This is a genomic window from Xanthomonas cassavae CFBP 4642 (assembly GCF_000454545.1).
Taxonomy (GTDB): Bacteria; Pseudomonadota; Gammaproteobacteria; order Xanthomonadales; family Xanthomonadaceae; genus Xanthomonas; species Xanthomonas cassavae.
In genome coordinates, this window is sequence record NZ_CM002139.1 from 1705701 (window position 1) to 1722841 (window position 17141).

General features: G+C 63.8%; 11 protein-coding genes, 8 tRNA genes and 2 pseudogenes. 17 read left to right on the forward strand and 4 right to left on the reverse strand.

Annotated elements, in window-relative coordinates; genetic code table 11:
- Positions 1–140 precede the first annotated feature (140 nt).
- A complete protein-coding gene (locus tag XCSCFBP4642_RS0107590) occupies positions 141–1787 on the reverse strand; it encodes a M48 family metalloprotease (protein WP_033898138.1) in 1647 nt (548 codons plus the stop codon).
- A gap of 149 nt (positions 1788–1936) precedes the next feature.
- Between XCSCFBP4642_RS0107590 and grxC the strand changes: the two genes are divergently transcribed.
- From grxC to XCSCFBP4642_RS0107605, 3 genes are all read left to right on the forward strand, one after another.
- Positions 1937–2242 carry a glutaredoxin 3 gene (grxC, locus tag XCSCFBP4642_RS0107595; protein ID WP_029219270.1) on the forward strand — a complete coding sequence of 102 codons (306 nt, stop codon included), beginning with the start codon at positions 1937–1939 and terminating at the stop codon, positions 2240–2242.
- Positions 2239–2634 carry a carboxymuconolactone decarboxylase family protein gene (locus tag XCSCFBP4642_RS0107600; RefSeq protein WP_029219271.1) on the forward strand — a complete coding sequence of 132 codons (396 nt, stop codon included), beginning with the start codon at positions 2239–2241 and terminating at the stop codon, positions 2632–2634. Before grxC ends, XCSCFBP4642_RS0107600 begins: the two co-directional genes overlap by 4 nt.
- Before the next feature lie 265 nt (positions 2635–2899).
- The gene (locus XCSCFBP4642_RS0107605) at positions 2900–3907 is read left to right on the forward strand and encodes an isocitrate dehydrogenase (protein ID WP_029219272.1); all 1008 of its coding nucleotides are present in this window, start codon (positions 2900–2902) and stop codon (positions 3905–3907) included.
- 140 nt (positions 3908–4047) lie between these two features.
- On the opposite strand, the gene XCSCFBP4642_RS0107610 is transcribed toward XCSCFBP4642_RS0107605, so the two are convergent.
- Complete coding sequence (locus tag XCSCFBP4642_RS0107610) at positions 4048–4809, reverse strand: Bax inhibitor-1/YccA family protein (protein WP_029219273.1); 762 nt, start codon at positions 4807–4809, stop codon at positions 4048–4050.
- 152 nt (positions 4810–4961) lie between these two features.
- Between XCSCFBP4642_RS0107610 and XCSCFBP4642_RS0107615 the strand changes: the two genes are divergently transcribed.
- The 4 genes from XCSCFBP4642_RS0107615 (at position 4962) to XCSCFBP4642_RS0107630 (ending at position 5425) form a co-directional block, all read left to right on the forward strand.
- A tRNA-Pro gene (locus XCSCFBP4642_RS0107615) sits at positions 4962–5038 on the forward strand.
- A gap of 42 nt (positions 5039–5080) precedes the next feature.
- Positions 5081–5157, forward strand: a tRNA-Arg gene (locus XCSCFBP4642_RS0107620).
- Positions 5158–5188: 31 nt separating this feature from the next.
- Positions 5189–5265 (forward strand) — tRNA-His (locus XCSCFBP4642_RS0107625).
- An 84-nt stretch (positions 5266–5349) separates the two neighbouring features.
- Positions 5350–5425 (forward strand) — tRNA-Lys (locus XCSCFBP4642_RS0107630).
- Positions 5426–5701: 276 nt separating this feature from the next.
- Here the strand turns inward: XCSCFBP4642_RS0107630 and XCSCFBP4642_RS26630 are convergent.
- Together XCSCFBP4642_RS26630 and XCSCFBP4642_RS24265 are read right to left on the reverse strand one after the other, a co-directional pair.
- Positions 5702–6539, reverse strand: a pseudogene (locus XCSCFBP4642_RS26630) (lipase family protein).
- Between the two features lie 178 nt (positions 6540–6717).
- A pseudogene (locus XCSCFBP4642_RS24265) lies at positions 6718–7261 on the reverse strand (PAS domain-containing protein); the annotation flags it as partial.
- 285 nt (positions 7262–7546) lie between these two features.
- Here XCSCFBP4642_RS24265 and XCSCFBP4642_RS0107650 point away from each other — a divergent pair.
- From XCSCFBP4642_RS0107650 to XCSCFBP4642_RS0107695, 10 genes are all read left to right on the forward strand, one after another.
- A tRNA-Leu gene (locus XCSCFBP4642_RS0107650) sits at positions 7547–7631 on the forward strand.
- A gap of 194 nt (positions 7632–7825) precedes the next feature.
- Positions 7826–9118, forward strand: coding sequence for a trigger factor (gene tig, locus XCSCFBP4642_RS0107655; protein WP_029219276.1), 1293 nt, complete (start codon positions 7826–7828; stop codon positions 9116–9118).
- A gap of 93 nt (positions 9119–9211) precedes the next feature.
- Positions 9212–9838 (forward strand): ATP-dependent Clp endopeptidase proteolytic subunit ClpP, encoded by a 627-nt coding sequence (gene clpP / locus XCSCFBP4642_RS0107660; protein ID WP_002806026.1) that lies wholly within the window; start codon positions 9212–9214, stop codon positions 9836–9838.
- 125 nt (positions 9839–9963) lie between these two features.
- Positions 9964–11250, forward strand: coding sequence for an ATP-dependent Clp protease ATP-binding subunit ClpX (gene clpX / locus XCSCFBP4642_RS0107665; RefSeq protein WP_029219277.1), 1287 nt, complete (start codon positions 9964–9966; stop codon positions 11248–11250).
- Positions 11251–11395: 145 nt separating this feature from the next.
- Positions 11396–13867: an endopeptidase La gene (lon, locus tag XCSCFBP4642_RS0107670; protein WP_029219278.1), complete on the forward strand. Its 2472-nt coding sequence runs from the start codon at positions 11396–11398 to the stop codon at positions 13865–13867.
- Between the two features lie 214 nt (positions 13868–14081).
- A complete protein-coding gene (locus XCSCFBP4642_RS0107675; protein WP_002806049.1) occupies positions 14082–14354 on the forward strand; it encodes an HU family DNA-binding protein in 273 nt (90 codons plus the stop codon).
- Positions 14355–14365: 11 nt separating this feature from the next.
- Positions 14366–14440, forward strand: a tRNA-Val gene (locus XCSCFBP4642_RS0107680).
- Between the two features lie 28 nt (positions 14441–14468).
- Positions 14469–14545: transfer RNA gene (locus XCSCFBP4642_RS0107685), tRNA-Asp, on the forward strand.
- Positions 14546–14639: 94 nt separating this feature from the next.
- Positions 14640–14716: transfer RNA gene (locus tag XCSCFBP4642_RS0107690), tRNA-Asp, on the forward strand.
- Between the two features lie 270 nt (positions 14717–14986).
- Entirely contained in the window at positions 14987–16957 is a 1971-nt protein-coding gene (locus XCSCFBP4642_RS0107695; RefSeq protein ID WP_029219279.1) for a peptidyl-prolyl cis-trans isomerase, read from the forward strand.
- Positions 16958–17141: the final 184 nt, after the last annotated feature.

Genomic DNA, 17141 nt, shown 5'->3' on the forward strand with positions numbered 1-17141 from the left:
AAAACGTGCCGAAAACGGCAAAAAACCGGGGGTTTGAGCGCCCTCAGCGCGGCGGATGTGGCGTGTTTCGTTTTCCGGCTGCGTTGATCAGACCATCCTTAGCCGATTCCCGATTCCCGATTCCGATTCCCACTCAAGCGTCACTGCGTCGACAGGTCCGGGTCGCGAATCCCCTGCCGGCGCAGCTCCAGCACTGTGGGCATGATCGTGGCGATGCGCGCATCCACTCGTGCCCGTGTCACATAGTCCAGATCCTTTTTCTTCAGCGCCTCCAGCTGCAGCAGGGCCTGCTCCGGGCGCCCGTTCAGATACGCGGACTCGGCATAGGCCTCGCTGGCGCGCAGATGGTCCCCGGCCAGCTCGCAGGCGCGGGCATAGGTCTGCTGCAGCAACGGGTCCTCGCCACTGCGATGCAGCAGCGGCTCCAGCACCTGGCGTGCACGCTGGCCGGATTGCTTGTTGGCCTGCTCGTTGAGCGCACCGGCATAGGTCAGCGCTACCGCGCGATTGTTCGGCAACTGCTTGAGCAAGGCATCGAAACGCGCGTTGGCCGCCTCGCGCTGGCCGACGCGTGCCTGCGCCTCGCTCAGGCCCAGCGCCAGCCATAGATTGTCCGGGTGCGCCTCCAGCAGGCTGGCTAGTTCGGACACCGGTTCGCTGGGCCGGCCGCCGCTGTTGCGCAGCCGGGCCAGCGCCAGCCCGTAGCGCTGCGCATCGCTCAGGCCCTGCTTGGCGCTGCGGCGCAGGTTCTCGTATTCGCGGATGGCCGCATCCGGCGTGCTGGCGCTGAGCACGCGCAGGCGCTCCTTGGCCCAATCGAAGCCCTGCTGGTCGCCGCCGCGGCTGAGCGCATCCACCGGCAACCGCAGCGCATAGGGCAGCAGCGCGTTTCCGTTACGGCTCAACGGCTCCGACAGCGACGGGTCGGCCGGGTCCACGCGCTCCTGGCGCGTGCCGCCCGGCACCGAGGTGGTGAGCACCACGGTGTTCTTCTTCATCTGCTCGGCGCGCGCCTTGGCTTCGCTGATGCGGGTGGTGGTGACCGGGTGGGTCTGCAGGAAATCCGGTGCGCTGTAGCCGCCCTCATTGGCGCGCATCGCCACCGACATGCGTTCGAAGAAGCCGGCCATCGCGTCCACGTCGTAGCCGCTGCGCACCAGCGTGCGGATGCCCAGCCGGTCGGCCTCCGATTCGTTGGAGCGGGTGTAGTCGATCTGGCGCTGCTGCATCAGCCCCATGGCGCTGGTGATCGTGGCCATGGTGGCATCGCCCTTGGAGTTGCCACCGGCCTGCTGCGCCGCCACCACCGCGGCCAGCATGCCGAGCAGGATCGGGACCTGATCGCGCTGCGCGCGTTCCACTCCGCGCAGCACGTGTTGCTGGGTGACATGGGCGATTTCGTGCGACAGCACCGCGGCCACTTCGTCCTCGCGCTCGGCGGTCAGCACCAGTCCGGCGTTGACCGCGATGTAGCCGCCCAGCGTGGCGAACGCATTGATCTGGCGGTCGCGCAGCATGAAAAAGGTAAACGGCTGCTGCGGTTGATCGCTGTTGGCGCCCAGGCGGGTACCCATGGTCTGCAGCCAGTCGCCGACCAACGGGTCGTCCAGCACGTAGTCGTAGTTGCGCAGCTCGGCCAGCATCATCTTGCCGTACTCGGCCTGGCGCGCCGGCGTCAGCAGCTCGCCGGCCGACGAACCGATATCGGGCAGGCGGTTTTCCTGCGCAGGTGCCACGCCCACGGCGACGGCCAGGGTCAAGGCGGTAGCGAGCGGAAGCAGGCGCAAGTGGAACTCCCAGGTAGTGCGCTGAGCATGCGGGCAGCACGGTGCGGCGGCGTGAATCGGCAATTAATCCACAGTGTTGCGGTGGCGAGGTGGAAATTCCAGTCGCCCGTTACCATGTGTCAGACCTCAGACCAACCACGGAGTTTCCCGTGAGCCAAGAACACACCGGGCACGACGCGGCCGCCGGCCCGCAGATCACCTTGTATTCCACCGCCATCTGCCCGTATTGCGTGGCCGCCAAGAACTTCCTCAAGAGCAAGGGTCAGACCTGGACCGAGGTGCGGATCGACCTGGACCCGGCCGAGCGGGAGAAGATGGTCGCGCTGGCGCGGCGCACCAGCGTGCCGCAGATCTTCGTCGGCGACGTCCATGTGGGTGGCTACGACGACATGATGGCCATGCATCGCGCCGGCAAGCTGGAACCGCTGTTCACCGGTACGGGCGGTCAGGCATGAGTGGGTCCGACGACGGCAGCGCCGACCGCCTGCGCGAGTTCACGCAATTCCGCCAGCGCATGAACCAGCGCATCCTGGCCGAGCCCAACCAGGTCGTGCGTCGCTTCTTCGCGCTCGACACCCAGACCTATCAAACCGGCGCGCTGGACGTGAAGACCAAGGAGCTGCTCGGCCTGGTCGCTTCGATGGTGCTGCGCTGCGATGACTGCATCAGCTACCACGTCGCCCAGTGCAAGGAGGCGGGTGTGACCCGTGAGGAGTTCTTCGAGACCTTCTCGGTTGGCCTGGTGGTTGGCGGCTCGATCGTGATCCCGCACCTGCGCCGCGCGGTGAATTTCCTGGACCAGCTCGAAGGCGGCGCCCCGGCACCGGAGCAGCACGCGCATGGTTGATGGGCTGCTGGTGAGCGGCTGGTTGACGTTCGGGATTGGGAATTCGGGATTGGTGAAGGGCCGTCTGCGCGACGCCGTTGAGGCGGCGCGTTGCGTTTGGGTGGTCGGTACGCGTCGGATTGCCTGCATGCCGTCCATGGCTTAGACCAAGGTCGGTTTGGGCGCCTTCACCGGCATCGGGCATAATTGCCTGTGAAACCTCCTTGCGCTGGTGAGCCGGACTTCCGGCTGGCGCTCCCCCCTTCAAGTTCGGAAACCCAACGTTATGACGCAGACAATCACGGTCATCCGCGGCGACGGTATTGGCCCGGAGATCATGGATGCCACGCTGTTCGTGCTCGACGCGCTGCAGGCTGGCCTGACCTACGAATACGCCGACGCCGGCCTGGTCGCGCTGGAAAAGCACGGCGATCTGCTGCCCGAGTCCACCCTGGCTTCGATCACCAAGAACAAGGTCGCTCTGAAGAGCCCGCTGACCACCCCGGTCGGCGAGGGTTTCAGTTCGATCAACGTTGCCATGCGTCGCAAGTTCGACCTGTACGCCAATGTGCGTCCGGCCAAGTCGTTCCCGAACACCAAGTCGCGCTTCGCCGACGGCGTGGACCTGATCACCGTCCGCGAGAACACCGAAGGCGCGTACCTGAGCGAAGGCCAGACCGTGTCCGAAGACGGCGAGACCGCGTTCTCCGGTACCCGTATCACCCGCAAGGGCTCCGAGCGCATCGTGCGCTACGCCTTCGACCTGGCGCGCGCCACCGGCCGCAAGAAGGTCACCGCGGTGCACAAGGCCAACATCATCAAGTCGACCTCGGGCCTGTTCCTGAAGGTCGCCCGTGATGTCGCCGCGCAATACCCGGAAATCGAATTCCAGGAAATGATCGTCGACAACACCTGCATGCAGCTGGTGATGCGTCCGGAGCAGTTCGACATCATCGTGACCACCAACCTGTTCGGCGACATCATCTCCGACCTGTGCGCCGGTCTGGTCGGCGGCCTGGGCCTGGCCCCGGGTGCCAACATCGGTCTGGACGCGGCCATCTTCGAGGCCGTGCACGGTTCGGCGCCGGACATCGCAGGGCAGGGCAAGGCCAACCCGTGCGCGCTGCTGCTGGGCGCCGCGCAGATGCTGGACCATATCGACCAGCCGCAGAACGCCGAACGCCTGCGCGAGGCCATCGTGGCCACCCTGGAAGCCAAGGATTCGCTGACCCCCGACCTGGGCGGCACCGGCAACACCATGGGCTTCGCCAAGGCCATCGCCAGCCGCCTCTGAGCGCGCCGGAAGAGCGCACAAAACAAAAGGCGCCTAGGCGCCTTTTGTTTTGCTCGGAAGTTGCTGAGAAGCCGGCATTTGCTCACCGGTTGCAGGAATCCGCTCTCACGATTCCCCAATCCCGATTCCCGATTCCCCGCTCAATTCCGCGACTGCAGCTTCGACAGCAGCCGCAGGAACTCGATGTACAGCCACACCAGCGTCACCATCAGGCCGAATGCCCCGTACCACTCCATGTGCTTGGGCGCGCCCTGCTCAACGCCGCTTTCGATGAAGTCGAAGTCCAGCACCAGGTTCAGCGCTGCCACCACCACCACGAACAGGCTGAAGCCGATGCCGATCAGGCCCGAGTCGTGGATGAAGGGGATGCGCACGCCGAACAGGCCCAGCACGATGGTGGCCAGGTACACCAGCGCGATGCCGCCGGTGGCTGCCACCACGCCCAGCTTGAAGTTCTCGGTGGCCTTGATCATGCCGCTGCGATAGGCAAACAGCAGCGCGAACATGGTGCCGAAGGTCAGCAGGACCGCCTGGAACACGATGCCGTTGAAACGCGCCTCGTAGACTGCCGAGATCGCGCCCAGGAAGAAGCCTTCCATCAGTGCGTACAACGGCGCGGTGACCGGCGCCCAGGTCGGCTTGAAGCTGGTCGCCAGCGCGAACACCAGCCCGCCGATCGCGCCGGCGATCATGTACAGCCGCGCGGCAGGCAACGGAGCGCCATCGGCCCCGATCGACTGCGACCAGGCGAAGGCGGCGGTGACCACCGCCATCAGCAACAGCAGGCCGGTCTTGTTGACGGTGCCGTTGAGGGTCATCGCCTGGCCGTCGCGAGTGACCACCGAGCCGGAGCCGAGGTCGAGAAAGGTGGATTCCCGAAGGGCGGGATTGCCGCTACGCATGCGTGTTCTCCATGAAATGTAGATGCCTGCCGACTTGGCGAGCGATGCCGCGAGGATACCGGATCGTCCGATTTACACAGAGTGATTGACAGCAAGCCCAATCATTCCCAAAATAGCCGACCTTTCCAGCCTTCGGGACGGAGAGGTCCCGCCGGGGTATAGCGCAGTCTGGTAGCGCGCCTGCTTTGGGAGCAGGATGTCGGGGGTTCGAATCCCTCTACCCCGACCATTCCGAACTCTTGACGGCGTGGAAATGCAAAGTTCGGTCCGGGCGCCCGTAGCTCAACCGGATAGAGCACCGGCCTTCTAAGCCGGCGGTTACAGGTTCGAGTCCTGTCGGGCGCGCCATCGGCGGTGCGGTTGGAAGTAGGTTTCAGTGGTGGCTGTAGCTCAGCTGGTTAGAGTACTGGATTGTGATTCCAGATGTCGGGGGTTCGAGTCCCCTCAGCCACCCCACTGATTGCAGGAAAAGTTGGACCCGATGCATCGCGGGGTGTTGCAACGACGCAAAAACGCGCATACAATCTATGACCAGTTTCAGGGCCGTTAGCTCAGTTGGTAGAGCAGTTGACTCTTAATCAATAGGTCCAAGGTTCGAATCCTTGACGGCCCACCAGACAGGCAGCCACTCAGCGCAAGTTGAGTGGCTGTTTTTCTTTGTGGCAAGCGCTGGTGCAAGCAGCGCTACAACCGCGGTGTCGGCATGGCCGCGCACGCCCTTATCGCTGCATCAATCGCATGAATGCGCCACGTTGTCGCGCGCTGTCGATAGGTCCCAGGCAGTAGCCGCCTAGGTGTTGCGGATCGACCGACGAACGTCTGCAGTGTGCTGCACGCCGTTCGCGATGGTCTCGTCCTGCGTCCGTGCCGCCGCGCGCCAGGCGCGCGGCGGCTAGCGCCGCTTGTCCAGCAGCCGCTGGCGCACCGCGATGATGCAGCTCTCCTTGGTCAACACGTGTTCGAGCGCACTGTTGTCTGCGCGATTGCGCTGCACATCTCCACCATCGACACCTGCGTGCTGCCGCGTTGCTTGAATGCAGCAATGGCAGTGGTGGCGTTCTTCAACGGCACCGTGGCGTCATTGGCGCTGGCGACCAGGTCGAACTCCTTGGAGAAGTGCGCCTCGATTTCGCGCTGGGTCGCTATCGCGGCGTGTCCTCCCTGCGAATACTCCGCCAGCATGACCTTGCCAGACAGCGGCGTGTTCAAGCGTGTCAGCACCTGCCGTACGGCGCGCATCGCGTCGATACTTGCACTGGCTTCGCCGGCGGAATGCAGGTACGGATGGAAGGCGTAGTTGGATTTGCCCAGTCCCAGGTAATCGGTGCTCACCACCACATAACCCTGGCCGGCGAGTCGAGTGACCAACGGGTCATCGCCCTCGCATCGCGAATTTCCTTCGCCTGTTCTGCAGTACGTAGTGGGTCGGGTCCGTTGCAGGCTGCGCCACCCGGCACCAGCAGCGCGGCCGACGCGGTGGCCGGCCCTCCGTGCACGCCAACCGTTGCACAGGTGAATTCGGCAACGCGGACATCGCACTTGGGTTGCTCGCCGGCCTTCTCGTCGGACGGCAACGCGGCAAGCGCGCTGCGCGTATAGCTGGTGAAAACATTGCTGCTGAGCAAAGTGCCTCGTGCAGGCGATGCCATCGCCATCACGGGTAACAGCGTCAGGGCGGTTGCAATGGCGGTGAACAGGCCGGACGACTTGCGAGGGTGTGTCTGAACCATGGTGCATTTCCTCAGCGATGTCGCCCCGTTACCGGGGTGTAGGGGATTGGCAAGGCGCTGGACGATGATGGCGGCCGATAGCAGGACACGATTGTTTCTCGACGGCCATACCCATTGTTCTGCTCGCGACCACAGTCGGCGACGAATCACTGCCACGCGTTGGTCGTGAAGGTTCGATGTCCGCAGCGCCCCGCGCGGCGCGGGCGATGTCCAGGTCGTCTTCGATGCGGTCGTGCAGATCGCGCAAGGTGTGCAGCTCGGTCGAAAGCGAACGCTCGCGCGCGCGTGCCGGCATCAGTGCGCCCATCGAGAACTCGCGCTCTGCCTTCAATGTGCGGTCCAGGGTGTGGAACGCGCTTTCCAGCGCCCGGCGGTCGGAGATAGTCTTGCTGACCGCCAGCACCGCCTCGACCTTGCCGGTGTCATCGAATAGCGGGCTGGTCACCACCTGCCAGGTCTGCCGCACGCCGACGAAGTTGACGCAGCTGGCCTCGAACTCGTGCACCGCACCCTCGACCGACGCGGCCAGTGCGGTATCGACCCGTGCAGCGGCCTCCGGCGGCCAGAACTCCCGCCAGGGTCGGGAAATCAACTGATCGGATGGCCGGCGCCCAGGGCGGCCAGTCCGTTGACGTTGATCGCGGTGATCCGCCCGTCGAGGTCGATTTCTTCGATGCAGTCTCGCGCCACAGGGCTACGGTCTGACGGTATCGGTCTCTCATGACGCCGGGGAGCCCTCGTGAGTCGATTTAACGGAATTTTCTCAAATAGCGGCGCCACTGTGCATAACCGCACGCTACGGCAGCTACAGTGCCTGACCACGGGCTGGTGAATGGTTCATGCTTAGATATCGCACGGCGTTGTTCGCCAGCCGTTTAGCTATTCCGAAAGTCCGGGCCACCCGTGGTGATCAGTTGTGTCGCCTCTGTGTCGCCTCGCCGCAAACAGCCGCAGCGCTTTTTCTTTAGCTGCATCCCTGCAACAATGGCGGGGGTACGTGCGGCATTGCGAAAGTGGCGGAATTGGTAGACGCACCAGATTTAGGTTCTGACGCCGCAGGGCGTGGGGGTTCGAGTCCCCCCTTTCGCACCAATGCAGTGCGGCTGTGAGCACTCCGGCCGCTGCTATGCCGCCATACCCTCGCTTTCGCGCGCCGGGCGCCTGTCCCGCTGGCAGCGGCCGCCGTTATCGGCGAAACTACAAGGCTCGGCGGTTTTCTCGCCATCCGTCAACCCGCATCTTCCATCTCGTGCCGACGCCGTGCGCTGTCGGTGGCAGGAGTCAACATGCAAGCTTCGATCGAATCCACCGGCAATCTGGAACGCCGCCTGACCTTCACCCTGCCGCAGGAGCGCCTGGAGACGCACGTCGGTGGCCGCCTGCGCGAGCTTGCGCGGACCACGCGCATCAAGGGCTTCCGTCCGGGCAAGGTGCCGCCCAAGGTGATCGAGCAGCGTTTCGGCCAGCAGGTGCGTGCCGAGGCGATGGAAGGTCTGCTGCGTGAGACTTTTGATTCGGCGGTGCGCGAGCATTCGCTGCGTCTGGCCGGCAATCCGCGCATCGACCAGGGCGAAAGCGACTTCGATTTCGTTGCCACCTTCGAAGTAGTGCCGGATTTCGGCGATATCGACGTGACCACGTTGTCGGTGGTGCGCCACACCGCCGAAGTGACCGACGCCGACATCGACCAGATGATCGAAAACCTGCGCCTGCAGCGCCGCACCTGGAATCCGATCGAGCGTGGCGCGCAGGTCGGCGACCTGGTGGCGCTGGAGACCTGGTCCCAGGCCGGCGACGAGCGCCTGCCCGCCGAGGGCGTGGAGACCGGCAGCAGCGTGCTGGGCTCGGGCGTGATGTTCGATCAGATCGAAAAGGGCCTGGAAGGCCTGATCAAGGGCGAAGAAAAGACCCTGAGCGTGGATTTCCCGGCCGAGTGGCGGGTGCCGCAACTGGCCGGCAAGACCGTGCAGGTGCACGTCAAGGCGGTCGAGGTCTCCGAGCCGGTGTTGCCGGCGGTGGACAAGGAGTTCATCAAGAGCTTCGGCGTGAAGAGTGGCGATGCCGAGCAGTTCCGCGCCGACATCCGCACCAACCTGGAGCGCGAGCTCAAGGGCGCGCTGATGAATCGCCTGCGTCGCGAAGTGGGCGAGCAGCTGATCGCCGCCTACGCGCAGGTCGAAATGCCGCCGCGTCTGGTCGAGAACGAAGCGCGTTCGATGCTGGCCCAGCAGGTCGAGCAGATGCGCCGTAGCGGCCGCGATCCGGGCCAGGTGCCGGACGACGCCCACCAGGGCTTCATGGATGCCGCTGCCAAGCGCGTGCTGGTCGGTCTGCTGGTGGGCGAAGTGGCCCGTCGCAACGAGCTGCGCCTGGAATCCAAGCGCGTCAGCGAAACGCTGCGTCTGATCGCCTCGACCTACGAAGAGCCGGAACAGGTCATTGAGATGTACCGCAACGACCCCCAACTGATGGGTGGGCTGCAGAGCCGTGTCATGGAAGAGCAGGTGATCGACTGGATCGCCGAGCGCGCCCAGCACACCGAGCAGCCGCTGTCGTTCCAGGACGCCATCCGCGTCTGATCCGGCAGTTAAGAGAAGAACCGCGCCCAGCGTCAGGGGCGCGGATGTCGAACACGGGCATCGGCACAGGCCGCTGCCACAACAGGAAGACCGATGAGCATTGTGACCAAAGCCCTGAACCTGGTGCCCATGGTGGTCGAACAGACCAGCCGCGGCGAGCGTGCGTATGACATCTACTCGCGTCTGCTGAAGGAGCGTCTGATCTTCCTGGTCGGTCCGATCGACGACCATATGGCCAACGTGATCGTGGCCCAGCTGCTGTTCCTGGAAGCGGACAATCCGGAAAAGGACATCAGTATCTACATCAATTCGCCCGGCGGCGTGGTCACTGCCGGCATGGCGATCTACGACACCATGCAGTACATCAAGCCGGACGTCAGCACCATCTGCGTCGGCCAGGCCGCCTCGATGGGTGCGCTGTTGCTGGCATCGGGTGCAGCTGGCAAGCGCTACGCGCTGCCGAACTCGCGCGTGATGATCCATCAGCCGCTGGGTGGTTTCCAGGGCCAGGCGACCGATATCGACATCCACGCGCGCGAGATCCTGACCCTGCGTTCGCGCTTGAACGAGATCCTGGCCAAGCACACCGGCCAGTCGCTGGAGACCATCGCGCGCGACACCGAGCGCGACAACTTCAAGAGTGCGGTCGATGCCCAGGCCTATGGCCTGGTCGACCAGGTGCTGGAACGCCGTCCGGAAGAGTCGATCCAGCCGTCTTGATCGTCAGGTCGCTGAAATTGCAGGAAAAACCGGCAGGGTCGGGCAGGGCGAACGTCCTCCCGGCCCTGTGCTATTCTCGAAATCGAACCCCCGTGCATCGGGTGGCGTAACTGGGTAACAGAAGCATGAGCGAAGACCGCCAAGGTCGTTCCGGCGACAGCAACAAGATTCTCTACTGCTCGTTCTGCGGTAAGAGTCAGCATGAGGTCCGCAAGCTGATTGCCGGTCCCAGCGTGTTCATCTGCGATGAGTGCGTTGAGCTGTGCAACGACATCATTCGCGAGGAACTCGAAGAGAAAGCGCAGTCGGCACGCTCCAGCCTGCCCAAGCCGCGCGAAATTCTCGAGGTGCTGGATCAATACGTGATCGGGCAGTTGCGCGCCAAGCGCACGCTCGCCGTGGCGGTGTACAACCACTACAAGCGTATCGAGAGCCGCAGCAAGAACGATGACGTCGAGCTAGCGAAGTCCAACATCCTGTTGGTCGGTCCGACCGGTTCGGGCAAGACGCTGCTGGCCGAAACGCTGGCGCGCCTGCTCAATGTGCCGTTCACGATCGCCGATGCCACCACGCTGACCGAAGCCGGCTATGTCGGCGAGGACGTGGAAAACATCATCCAGAAGCTGCTGCAGAAGTGCGATTACGACGTCGAAAAGGCGCAGCAGGGCATCGTCTACATCGACGAAATCGACAAGATCTCGCGCAAGAGCGAGAACCCGTCGATCACCCGCGACGTGTCCGGCGAAGGCGTGCAGCAGGCGCTGCTCAAGCTGATCGAAGGCACGGTTGCCTCGGTGCCGCCGCAGGGTGGCCGCAAGCACCCGCAGCAGGAATTCCTGCAGGTGGACACCAAGAACATCCTGTTCATCTGCGGCGGTGCGTTTGCCGGGCTGGACAAGGTGATTCAGCAGCGCTCCAACGATGCCGGCGGGATTGGCTTCGGTGCCAAGGTCAAGAGCAGCGAGCGCAAGCAGGAAGTGGGCAAGATCCTGGCCGAGGTCGAGCCGGAAGATTTGATCAAGTTCGGTCTTATCCCTGAGTTCGTGGGCCGCCTGCCGGTGGTCGCCACGCTCGAGGAACTGGACGAGCCGGCGCTGATCAAGATCCTGACCGAGCCCAAGAACGCCATCACCAAGCAGTTCAAGAAGCTGTTCGATATGGAAGGTGTGGAGCTGGAGTTCCGCCCCGACGCGTTGTCGGCGATCGCCAAGAAGGCGCTCAAGCGCAAGACCGGCGCCCGTGGCCTGCGCACCATCGTCGAATCGGTGCTGCTGGATACCATGTACGAGCTGCCGTCCCAGGAAAATGTCAGCAAGGTGGTGGTCGATGAGTCGGTGATCGAGCACAAGTCCGAGCCGTATCTGATCTACCAGGCGCAACCGGCACCGGCCAAGGTTGCGTCCGGGGACTGAGCCTTGCCAGCCGGCCAGCCAGGCGATGTCCTCGCTGGCGGCTAAAGGGTTTCCGGGCGCTACTTGCAACGTCCAGCCGATGGCCCCATAACGGGGGCCATCGGCTTTTTTTACGCCCTAAATTCCCATTCCTGCGGAGCGCCCCATGGCCCAGTCCCAACCAGAAGTTCTCGATCTGCCAGTGTTGCCGCTGCGCGACGTGGTGGTGTTTCCGCACATGGTGATCCCGCTGTTCGTCGGCCGTGACAAGTCGATGCGCGCGCTGGAAAAGGCCATGGAGGCGGATAAGCGCATCCTGCTGGTGGCGCAGAAATCGGCTGAGACCGACGACCCTGCGGCGGCCGATCTGTATACCGTTGGCACCCTGGCGCAGGTGCTGCAATTGCTGAAGCTCCCCGATGGCACCATCAAGGTGCTGGTCGAAGGGCTCTCTCGCGTCACTGTAGACAAGGTGGTCGAGCTGGACGGCGCGTTGCAAGGCCAGGGCATCGAAGTGGAAGCCAGCGATGCGCGCGAGCCGCGCGAAGTGGAAGCGATCGCCCGTTCGCTGATGTCGCTGTTCGAACAGTATGTCAAGACCAACCGCAAGCTGCCGCCGGAGCTGTTGCAGACCCTGGCCGGCATCGACGAGCCGGGCCGCCTGGCCGACACCATTGCCGCGCATATCGGTGTGCGCCTGGCCGACAAGCAGCGCCTGCTGGAGATCACCGACATCGGCGAGCGGCTGGAGCTGCTGGTCGGTCTGGTGGACGGCGAAATCGACGTGCAGCAGCTGGAAAAGCGCATCCGCGGCCGCGTGAAGTCGCAGATGGAAAAAAGCCAGCGCGAGTACTATCTCAACGAGCAGATGAAGGCGATCCAGAAGGAACTGGGCGACCTGGACGATGCGCCGGGCGAGCTGGAAGAACTGGCCCGCAAGATCGCCGAGTCGGGCATGCCCAAGCCGGTGGAAACCAAGGCCAAGGCCGAACTCAACAAGCTCAAGCAGATGTCGCCGATGTCCGCCGAAGCGGCGGTGGTGCGCAACTATCTGGACTGGTTGCTGGGCGTGCCGTGGAAGAAGCGCACCAAGGTCCGCAAGGATCTGAAGGTGGCCGAAGACACCCTGGATGCCGATCACTATGGCCTGGACAAGGTCAAGGAACGCATCCTCGAATACCTGGCAGTACAGTCGCGCGTGAAGCAGATGAAGGGGCCGATCCTGTGCCTGGTCGGTCCGCCGGGCGTGGGCAAGACCTCGCTCGGGCAGTCGATCGCCAAGGCGACCAATCGCAAGTTCGTGCGCATGAGCCTGGGCGGCATCCGCGACGAGGCCGAGATTCGTGGCCATCGCCGGACCTATGTCGGTTCGATGCCCGGCCGCCTGGTGCAGAACCTCAACAAGGTCGGCAGCAAGAACCCGCTGTTCCTGTTGGACGAGATCGACAAGATGTCGATGGACTTCCGTGGCGACCCATCCTCGGCGCTGCTGGAGGTGCTCGACCCCGAGCAGAACAACTCCTTCAACGACCATTACCTGGAAGTGGACCTGGACCTGTCGGAGGTGATGTTCGTCGCCACCTCCAACTCGCTCAATATCCCCGGCCCGCTGCTGGACCGCATGGAGGTCATCCGCATTCCCGGCTACACCGAGGACGAAAAGCTCAATATCGCCATGCGTTACCTGGTGCCCAAGCAGATCAAGGCCAACGGCCTGAAGCCGGAAGAGATCGAGATCGGTGGCGACGCCATCCAGGACGTCGTGCGCTACTACACGCGCGAATCGGGCGTGCGTAATCTCGAGCGCGAGATCGCCAAGATCTGCCGCAAGGTGGTGAAGGAAATCGCGCTTGCCGGCCCGCAGCCGGTGGCCAAGAAAGCGGTCGCCAAGAAGGGCAAGCCGAAGGCGCTGGTGACGGTGGGCTCGAAGAATCTCGACAAGTACCTGGGCGTGCGTCGCTTCGACTTCGGCCGTGCCGAAGAAGAAAACGAGATTGGCCTGGTGACCGGTCTGGCGTGGACCGAAGTGGGTGGCGAGCTGTTGCAGGTCGAGTCCACGCTGGTGCCGGGCAAGGGCAACCTGATCCTCACCGGCCAGCTCGGTAACGTCATGAAGGAATCCGCGTCGGCAGCCCTGTCGGTGGTGCGCTCGCGCGCCGAGCGGTTGGGCATCGATGTGGATTTCCTGCAGAAGCAGGACGTGCACGTGCACGTGCCCGACGGCGCCACCCCCAAGGACGGCCCGAGTGCGGGCATTGCGATGGTGACCTCGCTGGTGTCGATCCTGACCCGCGTGCCGATCCGCGCCGACGTGGCGATGACCGGCGAGATCACCTTGCGTGGGCGCGTCTCGGCGATCGGCGGCTTGAAGGAAAAGTTGCTGGCGGCATTGCGCGGCGGTATCCGCACGGTGCTGATCCCGGACGAGAACCGCAAGGACCTGGCTGACATCCCGGCCAACGTCACCCGCGATCTGAAGATCGTGCCGGTGAAGTGGATCGACGAAGTGCTGGATCTGGCGCTGGAACGTCCGTTGGCGCCGAAGAAGGCTGGCAAGGAAAAGGCGCGCAAGACCGCTTCGCGCGTGGCCGTCCGCGGCAAGTCGCGCACCACTCCGGGAACCCGCGTCAAGCACTAACGTGCGCTGTCTAAGACGTCCCGAAACAAGCCAAAACCCGCGTCGTTATTGGGTTTTGGCTTGCGTGCTGTTGGGGGCGCTGGTATAAATGCACGACTCGTGGGCGCGGCAAAATGTGATGCGTCACGCGATACCACTTGTGTCGGGTTCTTCGCTAACGGCAAGAGCGCCGATTGTCGATTCCGCGGCATCTGCCGCAAAGGGAGTTTCAAGAATGAATAAAACCGAATTGATCGATGGCGTTGCCGCTGCCGCTGACATCTCCAAGGCTGAAGCTGGCCGTGCTGTCGACGCGGTTGTGAGCGAAATCACCAAGGCGCTGAAGAAGGGCGACGCTGTCACCCTCGTTGGCTTCGGCACCTTCCAGGTCCGCGAGCGCGCTGAGCGTACCGGCCGCAATCCGAAGACGGGCGACAGCATCAAGATCGCCGCTTCGAAGAATCCTGCATTCAAGGCTGGTAAAGCCCTGAAGGATGCAGTAAACTAATCGACTCGCTAGGGTGCTTAGCTCAGCGGTAGAGCGTCTCCCTTACACGGAGAGGGTCGGGGGTTCGAAACCCTCAGCACCCACCACTAAGCACCAGGCAAATGTTTCAAGCGCGGAGCGGTAGTTCAGCTGGTTAGAATGCTGGCCTGTCACGCCGGAGGTCGCGGGTTCGAGTCCCGTCCGCTCCGCCAGTTACACCAAAGCTCCTGAGCGATTGGGGGCTTCGTTTTCTCCACGACACTGGAGTGTTGCGAGTGTCGTGGGTGAGATGTCCAAGTTTAAAGCGGAGCGGTAGTTCAGCTGGTTAGAATGCTGGCCTGTCACGCCGGAGGTCGCGGGTTCGAGTCCCGTCCGCTCCGCCAGTTACACCAACGCCCCTGGCCTTGCGCCGGGGGCTTTTTTTGGCTTGCGGGCAGTGCTCCTGGCCGGATGGGTTGGTGCGCTGCGCGTGGAAATCGGCGGTGGCGTCGTTCAACGACGCGGCGCGCGCCCGTCTCGATACACCGAATGCGCCTGTATCGCTCCGGATCGGCTGTTTTTGCACTGCGATCCCGGAGGGACGGGCGCCGGGCTGGGTGCGTGGCGTCAGGCGGGTTACACTGCGCGGCTCGCCCACAGGCCGTGATTTGCCAATGCTGCAGAAACTTCGCGACAAGACGTCAGGCTGGATCGCCACCGCCATCCTGGGGTTGCTGATGATTCCGTTCCTGTTCGTCATCGACAACAGCTACCTGGGCGGCATTGGCGCCAATAACGTCGCCAAGGTGCAGGCGCCACCGACCTGGTGGAAGTCTGCGCCGACGTGGTGGCCGGTCTCGCTGCTGTGGCAGCACCATGAAATCAGCACGCAGGATTTCCGCGCGCGTTTCGAACAGGCGCGGATGCAGGAACGTCAGCGTCAGGGTGAAAACTTCGACCCACGCGCCTTCGAATCCCGCGAGAATAAGCTGCAGGTGCTCGACCAGCTGGTAGACGAGCAAGTCGTGCGGCTTGGTGCGGAAGATGCCGGCATCGTGATCGGCGATGCGACGGTGCGCGATTACATCACCACCATCCAGGCGTTCCAGGTCGATGGCAAGTTCAGCCCGGATCAGTACCGCGCCGCCCTGGCGCAAGGCACGCCGCCGCGCACGCCTGCGCAGTTCGATGCATTGGTGCGCGACAGCCTGCAGCAGTCGGTGATTCCGCAGGCCGTGGCCGAATCGGGTTTTGCGACCAAGACCGAGTTCGAGCGTCTGCTCAAGCTGATGGGCGAAACGCGTGACGTGGAACTGGCGATGTTGCCGGCGCCGGCGGCCGACACTGCGCCGGTCAGCGATGCGCAGATCAAGCAGTGGTATGACGCGCACATGCAGGATTTCCGTCAGCCGGAGACGGTGAGCATCGAATACGTGGAGCTCAACGCCGCCACGATGCCGCCGGCCACGGCAGCCGATGACGCCACGCTGCGCAAGCGCTACGAAGAAGAGAAGGCGCGCTTTGTCGAGCCGGATCAGCGTCTGGCGTCGCACATCCTGATCACTGGCGGCAGCGATGCTGCTGCGCAGAAGGCAGCAGAAGCGAAGGCTGCCAAGCTGACCGCCGATGCCAAGCAGCCAGGCGCCGACTTCGCCGCGTTGGCCAAGGCCAATTCGCAGGATCCTGGCTCCAAGGATGCCGGCGGCGATCTGGGCTGGGTCGAGAAGGGCACGATGGTCAAGCCATTCGAAGATGCGCTGTTCTCGATGAAGGCGGGCGAGGTGGTCGGGCCGATCAAGAGCGAATTCGGTTATCACGTGATCCAGCTGCGCGAGGTCAAGGGCGGGCAGGGCAAGTCGTTTGAGCAGGTCCGCGACCAGCTTGCTGCCGAGCAGCTCAAGGCCGATGCCGACAAGGCATTTGCCGATGTCAGCGGCAAGCTGGTGGATCAGATCTACAAGAACCCCACCGCCTTGGAGCCGGCCGCAAAGCAGGTCGGTTTGCCGGTGCAGACCCTGGGCCCGTTCTCGCGGACCACTGCCAGCGGCATTGCCGCCAATCCGGTGGTGCTGCGCTCGGCATTCTCCGAAACGCTGGTGCAGGACGGAACGGTGAGCGATCCGATCACCATTGCGCCCAACCACAGCGTGGTGTTGCGCGTGACCAACCACACCGCCGAACAGGCGTTGCCGTTGGACAAGGTGCGCGACAAGGTGATTGCTGCCGTGCATGCGGATCGCACCGAAAAGGCCGCTGCCGCCGCTGCAGACGCATTGCTGGCCCGCGTGCAGAAGGGCGAAACCCTGCAGGCGCTGGCGGAGAACGAGAAGCTGCAACTGCAGCCGATTCCGGGGCTGCCGCGCACTGCACCAATCCCGACGCCGGCCGCAAACCGCGCAATTTTCAGCGCTCCTCGCCCGAGCGAGGGTAAGCCGGCGGTCGGCAAAGTGGAGCTGGATGGCGGGCGCTTTGCGGTGTTCGTCATCAGCAAGGCCACGCCGGGCGACTTGAAGCAGATGCCGGCCGGGCAGCAGACGATGCTGCGCGAGCAGCTGAGCCAGATCGACGGAAACAACGCCGCGCAGGCTTACGTCAAGGAAATGCGCAAGCGGTACAAGATCCAGATCGAAGAAGCGCAGCTGTAACGGCGTGCTGTTGCGTGGTGTCATGAAAGAGCCCGGGTAACCGGGCTCTTTCATGTCTGGAATCTGCGCGGCGCAGTAGGCCTGCGCGTGGGCTGAAACGCGCACGCGTAGAGGCCTGACGCCACGAATGCGCAAGGCTTGGTAGAGCGCATCCGCTTGGGGTGTGGATGTGCGCGGGTCCGGT